The sequence below is a fragment of the Enterobacter sp. KB-280D8 genome (assembly GCF_041399405.1).
GTDB classification, from domain to species: domain Bacteria; phylum Pseudomonadota; class Gammaproteobacteria; order Enterobacterales; family Enterobacteriaceae; genus Enterobacter; species Enterobacter cloacae_N.
The window spans coordinates 1-12,471 of the sequence record NZ_JBGKEC010000006.1 but is presented as its reverse complement, the minus strand read 5'-3'; the positions used below and the strand labels follow the sequence as shown (position 1 = coordinate 12,471).

Below are 12,471 nucleotides of genomic sequence, written 5' to 3'. Positions count from 1 at the left end.
TATGAAGCCTGTAAAGGTAGCGCAGAGTTTGCGATACGACGTGCCGATAAGACCGTTCTTCAAGGTGATGGTTGCAGGCTTTACCGAACTTTACGGCGTTGCCTGGCCACTGCTGATTTGGGCGGGCGGCGTAATGTAGCACCGTTATACGTTATGTGCTATTACTCGTTTTTGATTAAAAAAGCGACAGTCAGGGAGGTGCTTGATTTTACAGTTTTTATATTCTCTGCTGTGAAAGCGTCAGTCTGCATGTGTTGGCGATGGAAACATCTCAAAATGGGGGGGCTGAATGAATAAAAAGCGTCGCGGGTTAAGTTGTGGCAGGTCACTTAGTTAAGAAAATTATTTAACACTCCAGGTAAATTAATAAGAAAATTCCCTGCGAAATTTCTTAGGTGTTATTCATGCAATCAATAAAATCGTGTGTTTTCATTATTTCTTAACGTCTTCATTTTATCGAGTCACAATAACGTTTGCCTGTGTGTTTATTATTTTTGACTTCATTGTTATGATGCAGGTCAAGACAGGGTGTTTTTGTGAGGGTTTATCTGCCTGCGATCGTTTATTCGATATGAATATTCGTTTTATAGTCCAGAAGTAGCGTCTTTTTCTGAGTTGACCAGCCATTTCGCAATAATGTTTTAGTGGAAAATTCTTAAGAAATTTCTTGATTCGGATAAATGATCTGTGCATTTGATTTTGCGCCGATCATTATTCTATTATTGCGCATCAAGAACGATACCGTGAAGTTTTCATAGCAAAACAAAGAGGGACGATGAGATGGCTGACAGTTTTCAGAATGAGGTGCCTAAGGCACGTATTAACCTGAAGCTTGACCTGCATACTGGCGGAGCAAGTAAGAAAATGGAATTACCCTTGAAATTGCTTGTTACGGGTGATTTCAGCAACGGACAGGAATCTGCGTCAATATCCGAGCGTGAAAAAGTTAATATTAACAAAAATAATTTTGACAGTGTCCTTTCCGAATATTCCCCAAAAGTTAATCTGACCGTTAAAAATACGCTCTCTGACGATGGTGGTGAAGACAACATTCAGCTGACTTTCCAGAGCATGAAAGATTTCACGCCGGAGCAGGTTGCTGCCCAGATACCGCAGTTGAAGGCGATGTTGGCGATGCGCAACTTGCTTCGCGATCTGAAGGCCAACCTGTTGGATAACCAGACTTTCCGAAAAGAGCTGGAAAAAATCGTTCTTGACCAGTCGCTTAGCGCTGATTTGCGAAATGAGCTATCAGCTCTGGCACCAAAAAAACCTTAACCATCAAGCTGTTTTAACGGATTAATCAAGGAATGCTCATGTCTGTACAAAATAATATTGCTGACGGTGAAAGCGTGGTGCTGGAACGTCCTTTTGCGGGTGGGGTTTACGCTTCCCTGTTTGAGAAAATCAATCTGAGCCCTGTCTCTGAGCTGAGCGCGTTGGATATCTGGCAAGATGCCCAGGCGATGTCAGATGCGACCGCGGATGAGCGTCTGACTGCAGGTATGCAGGTCTTTCTGGAATGTCTGACCAAAGCAGGCTCGAAGGTCGAAAAACTGGATAAGAGCCTGATTGATCATCATATCGCTGAGCTCGATTATCAGATCAGCCGCCAGCTGGACGCTGTCATGCACCATGATGACTTTCAGGCGGTTGAAAGCCTGTGGCGCGGTGTGAAGTCGCTGGTGGATAAAACCGATTTTCGCCAGAACGTGAAAATTGAGTTGCTGAGTATGTCTAAAGAAGACCTGCGTCAGGACTTTGAAGACTGTCCAGAAGTCATTCAGAGTGGTCTGTATAAACATACCTACATCGACGAATATGACACCCCGGGCGGCGAGCCCATTGCGGCACTGATTTCCGCTTACGAGTTCGACGCTTCAGCGCAGGATGTCGCTCTCCTGCGCAACATTTCCAAGGTCTCTGCTGCGGCACATATGCCGTTTATCGGCTCGGCAGGCCCGAAATTCTTCCTCAAGGAGTCCATGGAAGACGTCGCGGCGATTAAAGATATTGGTAACTATTTTGACCGCGCGGAGTACATCAAGTGGAAATCGTTCCGCGATACTGACGACGCCCGCTACATCGGCCTGGTGATGCCGCGCGTACTGGGACGCTTACCGTATGGCCCGGATACCGTTCCGGTTCGCAGCTTCAATTATGTCGAAGAGGTCAAAGGTCCGGATCATGACAAATATCTGTGGACCAACGCATCGTTTGCCTTCGCGTCCAACATGGTGCGCAGCTTTATCAATAATGGCTGGTGTGTACAGATTCGTGGGCCACAGGCTGGCGGTGCGGTTCAGGACCTGCCGATCCATCTGTACGATCTCGGTACCGGCAATCAGGTGAAAATCCCAAGCGAGGTGATGATCCCGGAAACCCGTGAATTTGAATTCGCGAATCTGGGCTTCATTCCTTTGTCCTACTACAAAAACCGCGACTACGCCTGCTTCTTCTCGGCTAACTCCACGCAGAAACCGGCACTGTATGACACCGCAGATGCAACGGCGAACAGCCGCATCAACGCCCGTCTTCCGTACATCTTCCTGCTGTCGCGTATCGCTCACTACCTGAAGCTGATTCAGCGTGAAAACATCGGTACTACCAAGGATCGCCGACTGCTGGAGCTGGAGCTGAATACCTGGGTCCGCAGCCTGGTGACCGAAATGACCGACCCGGGCGACGAGCTGCAGGCGTCTCATCCACTGCGTGATGCGAAAGTGGTGGTGGAAGATATTGAGGACAACCCGGGCTTCTTCCGCGTGAAATTGTACGCTATTCCGCACTTCCAGGTAGAAGGCATGGACGTGAACCTGTCACTGGTTTCCCAGATGCCGAAAGCCAAATCCTGAGGCGAGGGGAAATCAGGGATGAAAATTCATCGTCCGTTATGGAATGAAGGGGCACTTCTGGCCCCTCAGCAGTTCCAGCAGCAGTCTGAATGGGATGCATTTTCCCGGGCTGGTATTGCCGCCCGCGGAAATGCTTTCCCCTGGGGTGTTGGTCGGGTTGAGCTTGATGACGCGATGCTGGCCTCCGGCCGCGTGCAGGCGCAGTCACTTCGTCTCTGGTTACCGGATGACACACTGGTTGATACCCGATTCAGTGACCTGCCTCCGGAGCCACGTGAAATCGAGGCACCGGCTTCTGCCGGCAATGCCCCGGTGACAGTGTATGTGGCGTTACCGGTGATGCAGGCCGGGATCGTGAATGTGCAGACAGACACGCTACCTGCAGAGCGCCCGCTGCGCTATCGGGAAGCCTGGGAGACAATCGCCGACCGCTTCGGTCAGGAAGAAGAGTCGATGGCGGTGGCCCGGTTTAATCTGGCATTCCGTTTCGGACATGAAGACAACGTTGCCTGGGATACCTGCGCCATTGCCCGTCTGTTACAGGACGGGCAGGGGGGCTGGCGTCAGGATCCTGACTTTATCCCGCCGATGGCGCTCTTCTCGGCAAGTCGTAATCTGTGTGAACGTCTTGCGCTGCTGAATCGCCAGTTGCGCTCCCGCCGTCAGCGTCTGATGTCCATGCGTCGTGAAAGTAATGACCGGATGGCCGATTTTGCGGTCGCTGACGTGTCGTTGTTCTGGTTGCTGAATGCCCTGAACTCGCATGCACGGGTGCTCTGTGAGTATGAGCGCTTCCCTGACAGACATCCTGAGCAGGTCTGGGCCGAGCTGGCGCGTCTTGCCGGCAGTATGCTGACCTTCTCGCTTGAGCACGATCTGGATGCCATTCCGGGTTATGACCACAGCGCGCCGGAAAAGACCTTCCCGCCGTTGTTTGATCTCATCAGTGAGCTGCTGGAAGCCAGCCTGCCGTCACGAGTGGTCGCGGTCAGGATGGATCGTCTGGATCCGGAGACCTGGAAAGCGGTACTGCATGATATTCGTCTGCGCGATGAAGCGGATTTTTACCTTTCCGTACGAGCCAGTCAGCCGGCATGGCAGATTGCCGAACGGTTCGCTGAGATGTGTATTGCCGGTGCCCCGGCGAATGTCGGTGAAGTATCCGGCGTGGCCGTCGAGGGAATTGGCCTCATTGCCCTGAGCCGTGTCCCTGCTGCACTGCCGGTGCGTCTGGAGAACCAGTACTTTGTACTGGACATGGAGAGTGATGCGGCCCGCGAAATGCTGGATCAGGGGGGGTGCGTATTCTACGTTCCATCCCTGCTCGGCGAGCTGGAGCTTGAACTGTTTGCGGTGCTGCGCTCATGAATAAAGTTATCGACATTGATGCCCTGATGGCAGAGACCTGGCTAACCGTGGCGCAATTGCGTCACGGTGGGCAGGTGGCGGATGGCCCTGCGCTGTATGCGGCCTGCAAAGCGCAGGTGGAAAGCGTACGCGAGGCGCTGGAGCGCGCCGGGCTGGGTGCTGAAAGTATTGATCACATCACTTATGCCCAGTGCGCCCTGCTGGATGAAACCGTTATGAATCGTAAACCCGTGGCTCAGCACACGGAAAATGCGCAAGCGGCAGTATCCGGCGACAGTGCCCTTGGTGCGTTGAATATGCCCCTTGATGCCGGGCAACGAGCCTGGCGTTCTGCGCCACTGCAGGCGGTTTACTTCGGCTCCCTGAGAGCGGGCGGAGCCTTGTACGATCGTATCGCGGAGGTGCTGCGTCAGCCCGCGCCGGAGCCTGCGGTGCTAACTTGCTACCAGCGGGTGCTGGCGCTGGGGTTTCAGGGGCAATACAGCCTCTCCGGGGTGGGACAGTCTCAGCGCGATGAAGTGATCGCTGCCCTGAATGAGCGAGTGCCACCGCTGGAAAGCGGGACATCACTGGTGGTTCAGAAGACCGGTCGCCGTCGTTATAACCTGCTGCGATCCGTCTGGTTCTGGATTGTGCTGGCGGTGATCCTGACCGGTGTGGTGTGGCTGGGTGGTCATTTGTGGTTGCAGGATCTGCTGCGCCAGCAACTGCCGGAGCAGCCCTGATGCGTGGAAAAACAGTCGTCCGGGCTGCTCTGCCGGTAGTGCTCTGCCTTGCCGCCGTGTTGTGGCTGGTATGGGGATTCCTGACCTGGCCGGTTGCCGGGAAAGCCATCCTGACTCTGGTGGTCTTGCTGGTTGCGGGCATGCTTGCCCGTCGCCGTTACCGTCAACAGCAACCAGTACAACTGGCTGATGAGGCCGGAATTTTCCCGCCCGACAGTCATACCGGACCGGTGGTGCTGGTCTGCGGGGATGTGGGTGATAGCATGTTCGCAGCAGGGCAGACACGTGGCACGGCGCAGGGGTGGTACCTCCGGATAACTGAACTGTCCGGACTCACGCCTTTTGCTGAGCGTCTGCTGGCCCGTACGCCGACGATGGCAGGCCAGCTCGCCGCAATGTACCGCTGTTTGCCGGACCAGCATGAAGATGAGGCGCTGTTGCGTGCCTCTTTGAAAGCATTGCGCCTGCAGATGAAGCAGTTGCGGGACCTGACCGGCTTTAGCGTGCCGGTGGTCCTGAGTGCCGAATTCAGCGGTCCGGAAACGCCCTGGATAGTGGTACAGGGAAATACGACCCTGGTATGTCCTGAAGACGAACCTGCTGTCACCCTCAGCGAATGGCAGCAGTCCCCGCAGACGGCTCTAATTCAGCCATACCTGTCCCAGGCGACATCGCTGCTTCACGCCGTGATGCTGGATGAACTGGGCAAAGCGGACAGGTTGTGTCCGGCCTTACGACCATTTGCTGTCACCCTGCGTCTCGGGTCGGTATCCACCTCGACAGCCGCGCTGTGGCCACAGTTATTGTTCCGCCAGACCCGCATTGCCCCTGCCGGCCATGTCACTGCCTGTGAACCGCGCTGGCATTTTGCCGATGCGGTACTTCCTCTGCTGGCTCCTTATACCACCCCGTTGCAGGGTGGCAAAACCGGGCGTTGGGTGGTGATGATTCTGCTGTTATGCGCCCTGGGTGCCATTGCCCTGTCCGTGCGGCATAACCAGTCGCTTATCCGCACGGTCAGCGCCGACCTTCAGCGCTGGCAGGCTATCCCGATGAACCACTACTCCCCGAAAGCGCAGGCCCTGCACGCCCTGCAGCAGGATGCATTGTTGCTGGAGCGCTGGCAGCGTCAGGGAGAGCCATATCGCTACGGGCTCGGGCTGTATCAGGGCAATCGTCTGTGGCTGGCCGTGCAGCAGGCCATTGATACGTATGTGCCTCCGCCGCCACCGCCAAAACCGAAGCTAAAGCCGGTACCGAAAATTGTCCGTCTCGACAGTATGTCGCTGTTTGACTCCGGCAAAGCGGTGCTGAAAACCGGCTCGACCAAAATGCTCGTCAATTCTCTGGTCGGCATTAAGGCCAAACCGGGCTGGCTGATTGTGGTCGCGGGTCATACAGACAATACAGGTAACGCACAGCTGAACCAGACGCTGTCACAGAAACGTGCCGAGGCGGTGCGTGACTGGATGCGTGACACCGGTGACGTGCCGGAAAGCTGTTTTGCGGTGCAGGGCTATGGCGCAAGCCGTCCGATCGCAACCAATGACACCCCGGAGGGCCGTGCGCTCAACCGCCGTGTCGAAATCAGTCTGGTACCGCAGGCGAACGCCTGTCAGATACCGGGCCACACCCAGGCGTCATCGCAGGATGATGGCGCATCACAACACAATGGAGAGTAATTCCATGGCAATTCCTGTTTATCTTTGGCTGAAAGACGACGGCGGCGCGGACATCAAAGGGTCTGTGGATGTTCAGGATCGTGACGGCAGCATCGAAGTGGTTGCACAGCAGCATGATCTGTACATCCCGACCGACAACAACACCGGCAAGCTGACCGGTACCCGTATCCACACCCCGTTCAAGTTCACCAAGGAAATCGACTCGTCAAGCCCGTATCTGTACAAGGCGGTGACCACCGGTCAGACCCTGAAATCTGCTGAATTCAAGTGGTACAAAATCAACGATGCGGGTCAGGAAGTGGAGTACTTCAACACAAAACTCGAGAACGTCAAAGTGGTGAAGGTGAATCCGGTGATGCACGATATCAAGGATCCTTCTTTTGAGAAGCACAACCATCTGGAGCAGATTGAGCTGCGCTACGAAAAAATCACCTGGACCTACAAAGACGGCAACATCATTCATTCCGATTCCTGGAACGAACGCGCCACCGCGTAAGTCACGAGCGGGCAGAGTTTCTCTGTCCGCTTTTTTTTGCTTTTGCTGAGCGTCTGCTCCTGCGGGCGTTCAGCAAAAACATCATATCCCGGAAACAGACCTTATGGGCCTCGGTAACGGCCAGGGGCGGTAGCGTGCCTGAATGGTCCTCAACAGTGAGCAAGCAAACATGGAAAACCCGGCAATCCTCCTTCGACGTCTCAACCCTTACTGCGCCAGCGCGATGGAAGGGGCTGCCTCCCTGTGTCAGACCCGCGCGCACGCAGAAATCCTGCCTGAGCACTGGCTGCTGAAACTGCTGGAGCAGGGTGAAGGTGACCTGACGGTGCTGGCCCGCCGCTACGAATGGGACATGGACGCCATCTGGCAGGATTTGCTGGGCTGGCTCGATAAACAGCCGCGCTCGGTACGACACCGTCCGCAGCTGTCTGATGCCATTCAGTCTCTTCTACAGGAAGCCTGGCTGATTGCTTCTCTTAACGGTGAGGAACAAATTCGCAGCATCCATCTGCTGATGGCGCTGGTTGAGAAACAGAAACTGGTTCGCTGTGACGGGCTGTGGCCGCTGCTGACGCTGGGCCAGAGCCAGCTGGAGCGTCTACGTCCGCTGCTCGACGCACAGTCGGACGAACGTCCAGACGTGCAGCAGGAAGCAGAGCTGGCGCAGAGCCACGGTGGTGAGGTGGAGTTTGTTGGCCGCCCGGTGGGGGCAGAACTGAAAGAGGGGGAACTGACCCCGGCCCTGCAGAATGCGCTGGATAAATTCACCCTTGATGTCACCGCCAAAGCCAGAGAAGGCAAAATCGACCCGGTCTTTGGTCGTGATACTGAAATTCGTCAGATGGTGGACATTCTCTCGCGGCGTCGCAAGAACAACCCGATTCTGGTGGGTGAACCAGGCGTCGGCAAAACGGCACTGGTGGAAGGTCTGGCTTTACGTATCGCTGAAGGCAACGTTCCGGAAAGCCTGAAACCGGTTATTCTGCGCACCCTCGACCTCGGCCTGTTGCAGGCAGGTGCAGGAGTGAAAGGTGAGTTCGAACAGCGCCTGAAAAACGTCATCGATGCTGTACAACAGTCGCCTGCCCCAATTTTGCTGTTTATTGACGAAGCCCACACCATCATCGGCGCGGGTAACCAGGCGGGAGGCGCAGATGCGGCCAACCTGCTCAAACCGGCACTGGCGCGTGGCGAACTTCGCACTATCGCCGCCACCACATGGTCTGAATACAAACAATATTTTGAGCGCGATGCTGCCCTGGAGCGTCGCTTCCAGATGGTGAAGGTGGACGAGCCGGACGATGAGACGGCGTGCCTGATGCTCAGAGGCCTGAAATCCCGCTATGCCGAACACCATAACGTGCACATCACTGACGATGCGGTCCGTGCGGCCGTCACCCTGTCCCGTCGCTACCTGACCGGCCGCCAGTTGCCGGACAAGGCTGTTGATTTGCTGGATACCGCCGCCGCGCGAGTGCGCATGAGTCTTGATACCGTGCCGGAAGCCATTGTACGCCTGAAAGCACAACTGACCGCACTGGAACTGGAAGAGCAGGCGTTACTGGAAGATATCGCCGCCGGCAGTAACCGTCATGGTGACCGCCTGGGTGCCATTGAGCAGCAGCGAACTGAACTGGATGCGCGTATCGAAGAGCAGGAAGCGCGTTTCAGCAACGAAAAGGCGCTGGCACAGCAGCTGATGGCCAGCCGCCAGGACATCAGCCAGCAGGCTGAGATTTCCGACCTGCAACAGCAGCTAGAACAGGCACAGCAGGGCGACGTGCTGGTTCAGGTAGATGTAGACACCCGCACGGTCGCCAACGTGATTGCCGACTGGACCGGCGTGCCGCTCTCTTCCCTGATGAAAGACGAGCAGACTGAACTGCTGACCCTGGAAAATGAAATCGGTAAACGTGTGGTCGGGCAGGATGCCTCCCTTAACGCTATCGCTCAGCGTCTGCGTGCGGCAAAAACGGGTCTCACGTCCGAGAATGGTCCGCAGGGCGTGTTCCTGCTTATTGGCCCGAGTGGCGTCGGTAAGACCGAAACTGCACTCGCGCTGGCGGACGTGCTTTACGGCGGTGAGAAATCCCTCATCACCATCAACCTGTCCGAATACCAGGAGCCGCACACAGTGTCGCAGCTGAAAGGCTCGCCGCCGGGCTACGTGGGTTACGGTCAGGGCGGCATTCTCACCGAAGCGGTTCGTAAGCGCCCGTACAGTGTGGTGCTGCTCGATGAGGTGGAAAAAGCACACCGTGACGTCATGAACCTGTTCTATCAGGTATTCGACCGCGGCTTTATGCGCGACGGCGAAGGGCGAGAAATCGACTTTCGCAATACCGTCATCCTCATGACCTCCAACCTCGGCAGCGATCACCTGATGCAACTGCTTGACGAACAGCCGGAGGCCACCGAAGGCGATCTGCATGAACTGCTACGTCCGATCCTGCGTGAACACTTCCAGCCCGCGCTGCTGGCTCGCTTCCAGACCGTGATTTACCGTCCACTGGCCGAAGCGGCGATGCGCACCATCGTGGAAATGAAGCTGTCACAGGTCAGCAAGCGCCTGAACCGTCACTACGGCCTGACCACGCATATTAACGAAAGTCTGTATGACGCACTGACTGCCTCCTGCTTGCTGCCGGATACAGGGGCGCGTAACGTCGACAGCCTGCTCAATCAACAAATTCTGCCGGTGCTGAGTCAGCAGTTGCTGACCTACATGGCGGCGAAGCAAAAACCACATTCTCTGACGCTCGGCTGGAATGATGAAGAGGGGATTGGGCTGGCATTTGATGCCACGGATACCACAGAGGAGGCGTGATGATGGAGAGCATTGCCAGTCTGGCACAGAAGAAAATTGATGAAGTTCTGGGGTTGTCCCGCTATCGCATGGACGTCCATGAATGCCCGCATTTTCTCGATGTCCTGCGCTATCGTGCCACTGAAACCCTGAGCCAGCCGTGGCGTTACGATGTCACCGTCACCTGTGCTGCGAATATTGCCGGCAGTGAGCTGATGCTCAAACCCGCCTCTTTTACCTTTCAGACGCCGCTTTATGACGGTACGCCTGCCGTACCTGTGCGTACGGTGTATGGCGTGGTGGATGATTTTCGCCGTATCTCTGTTTCGGGGGATGAAATTACCTATGCCCTGAGACTGGTGCCGCGTATTGCGCTCATGCAGCATACCGAACGCTGTGCGGTGTATCTGAACCAGTCTGTGCCGGAGGTGGTGGAGCAAATCCTGCGTTCCCATGGGCTGGAAGGGGCGGATTTTGAATTCCGTCTGTCGCAGGCCTACCCGGTCCGCGAGCTCATTACCCAGTGGCGTGAAACGGACCTGGCCTTTGTTCAGCGTCTGCTGGCTGAAGTCGGCATTTTCTGGCGCTTTGAGATGGACGGCCGCATTGAACAGGATGTGGTAATTTTCCAGGACAGCCAGATGCAGTATCAGTTTGGCGTGAAGCTGCCTGTTATCCCGCCGTCACGCACGAGTGATAACGGCCAGGAGAGCGTCTGGGATATTCGGCCGACAGACCGCGTGGTCACAGATAGTGTGGCTAGCCGCGACTATAACTACCGTGATGCACTGACCCCACAGGACAGTTCGGTGACGGTTCGTCAGGAGAGTGGGGCCACCATCGGTGAGGTGTATCACTATGCTGAGCCGTTCCTGAGTCAAGGGGATGAGCACACTCCGGAGAGCGGCGCCTGGTATGCCCGCCTGCGTCATGAGCGCTACCTCAATGCTCAGCAAACAGTCACGGGGCGAGCAAGCAGGCCGGTTCTGGCTCCGGGCGAAGTGCTGGAGCCACAGGGCAGTGGGCTGCCTGACTTGCTGAAGAACGGCATCGTCATCACCGGTATTCACACCTCAGGTGCACGCGACAAAGGCTTTCAGCTGCGCTTTACGGGCATTCCTTACAGAGAAACGGTCTGTTTTCGTCCGGCTCTGTTGAACCGCCCGGTGGTGGCCGGCTCCCTGCCTGCCCGGGTGGAGAGCGATGAGAAGCATGACACCTACGCGCATCTGGACAACCAGGGGCGATATCGCGTCCGGCTTGATTTTGACCGTAACAGCACCGAGCAGGGCTATGCCTACCTCTGGCTGCGCATGGCAAAACCGTACGCCGGGGATACCTTCGGCTTCCACTCCCCGTTGCTTGATGGCACTGAAGTCTCGGTGATGTTCGACGGGGGTGACCCTGACCGCCCGTACATTGCCCACGCTCAGCACGATTCAGAACACCCGGACCACGTAACCCGTGATAATCACACGCGCAACATCTGGCGTACGGCCGGAGACAACAAATTCCGTCTGGAAGATAAGCGTCAGGAAGAGCATTTCAAGCTGGCGACGCCGTTTGGCAAGACGCAACTCAACGGCGGTCATGTTGTAGATAGTGAGCGTGAGCCCCGCGGAACCGGTTTTGAACTGCGCACCGATGAATACGGGGCGCTGCGTGCCGGACGGGGGATGTTCCTGACTGCTGATGCACAACCGGCGGCACAGGGCAAAATGCTGGATATGGCGCCGGCTATTGAACGCCTGAATCAGTCAGCGGCCGAAATGAAGCGGCTCAATCTGCTTGCGCAGCAGGCTCAGGCACTCACCTGTGACCTCGAAAGCCAGAACAGACTGCTGGAAAACCGCCTGAGAGACCTTCAGTCCGCGGTACTGCTGGGCAGTGCACCGCAGGGCGTGGCGTTCACGTCGGGTGAGCATCTTCAGATGACCAGCAAGCAGAACACCATCCTGAGTGCAGGTCAGCATCTGGATATGGGAGCAATGAAGAATATCACGCTGGCTGCCAGTGAGTCTGTCGGGCTGTTTGCTCATAAATCCGGGGCAAAGCTGATTGCTAATCAGGGGGATGTTGAGGTCCGCGCAGAGGCGAGCTCTATGGAGATGACATCAGAGCTGCTGTTTACCATCAGCAGTAACAAGGATGAATTGCTCATCAGTGCGCCTAAACTGCGACTCAACGGTGGCGGCTCCAGTATCACGCTGGACAACGGCGGTATTGTGGAAGAAACCCCGGGGGATTACCTGGTCAAGTCTGCACATTACCGCTCACCGATGGCCGGCGGCAGCATGGACATCACACCGCCTAAGTTCAGCCAGACAAATGCCAGCGTGGAGCCACCCAAAACACGTAATATCCCTTCACGTTAAGGATAACCGAAATGAAAATCTGTTTTCCTGCCCGAAAAGCGAATGGTGAACAATACGCCACCCTGGATGACATGATGCAGTCGCTCTGCCAGGAGCCACACGGCTCCTGGCTGGCCGGGACGAATAACATGTGGCATGGCGGGATCCACATCACCAGTAAAAGC

The 12,471-nt window shown here is 56.0% G+C and carries 9 protein-coding genes; all 9 read left to right on the top strand.

All coding sequences use genetic code 11. The features are described 5' to 3' along the window. Position 1 precedes the first annotated feature (1 nt). Positions 2-139 carry a hypothetical protein gene (locus tag AB8818_RS16455; protein WP_159427010.1) on the top strand — a complete coding sequence of 46 codons (138 nt, stop codon included), beginning with the start codon at positions 2-4 and terminating at the stop codon, positions 137-139. Positions 140-780: 641 nt separating this feature from the next. After that, on the top strand, positions 781-1,278 hold the full coding sequence (tssB, locus tag AB8818_RS16450) for a type VI secretion system contractile sheath small subunit (protein ID WP_192983651.1): 498 nt from the start codon (positions 781-783) through the stop codon (positions 1,276-1,278). A gap of 32 nt (positions 1,279-1,310) precedes the next feature. After that, positions 1,311-2,855 carry a type VI secretion system contractile sheath large subunit gene (gene tssC, locus AB8818_RS16445; protein WP_192983654.1) on the top strand — a complete coding sequence of 515 codons (1,545 nt, stop codon included), beginning with the start codon at positions 1,311-1,313 and terminating at the stop codon, positions 2,853-2,855. An 18-nt stretch (positions 2,856-2,873) separates the two neighbouring features. Then, positions 2,874-4,223, top strand: a complete 1,350-nt coding sequence (tssK, locus tag AB8818_RS16440; RefSeq protein WP_192983656.1) for a type VI secretion system baseplate subunit TssK — start codon at positions 2,874-2,876, stop codon at positions 4,221-4,223. After that, positions 4,220-4,948 (top strand): type VI secretion system protein TssL, short form, encoded by a 729-nt coding sequence (tssL, locus tag AB8818_RS16435; RefSeq protein WP_192983659.1) that lies wholly within the window; start codon positions 4,220-4,222, stop codon positions 4,946-4,948. Before tssK ends, tssL begins: the two co-directional genes overlap by 4 nt. Further along, positions 4,948-6,630 carry an OmpA family protein gene (locus AB8818_RS16430; protein WP_371199929.1) on the top strand — a complete coding sequence of 561 codons (1,683 nt, stop codon included), beginning with the start codon at positions 4,948-4,950 and terminating at the stop codon, positions 6,628-6,630. The genes tssL and AB8818_RS16430 overlap by 1 nt, the downstream gene beginning before the upstream one ends. Positions 6,631-6,634: 4 nt before the next feature. Beyond that, positions 6,635-7,126: a type VI secretion system effector Hcp gene (hcp, locus tag AB8818_RS16425; RefSeq protein ID WP_050861762.1), complete on the top strand. Its 492-nt coding sequence runs from the start codon at positions 6,635-6,637 to the stop codon at positions 7,124-7,126. Positions 7,127-7,295: 169 nt separating this feature from the next. Further along, positions 7,296-9,953: a type VI secretion system ATPase TssH gene (gene tssH, locus AB8818_RS16420; RefSeq protein WP_192983664.1), complete on the top strand. Its 2,658-nt coding sequence runs from the start codon at positions 7,296-7,298 to the stop codon at positions 9,951-9,953. After that, positions 9,953-12,307: a type VI secretion system Vgr family protein gene (locus tag AB8818_RS16415; protein WP_192983666.1), complete on the top strand. Its 2,355-nt coding sequence runs from the start codon at positions 9,953-9,955 to the stop codon at positions 12,305-12,307. Before tssH ends, AB8818_RS16415 begins: the two co-directional genes overlap by 1 nt. The last annotated feature ends 164 nt before the right edge of the window (positions 12,308-12,471 follow it).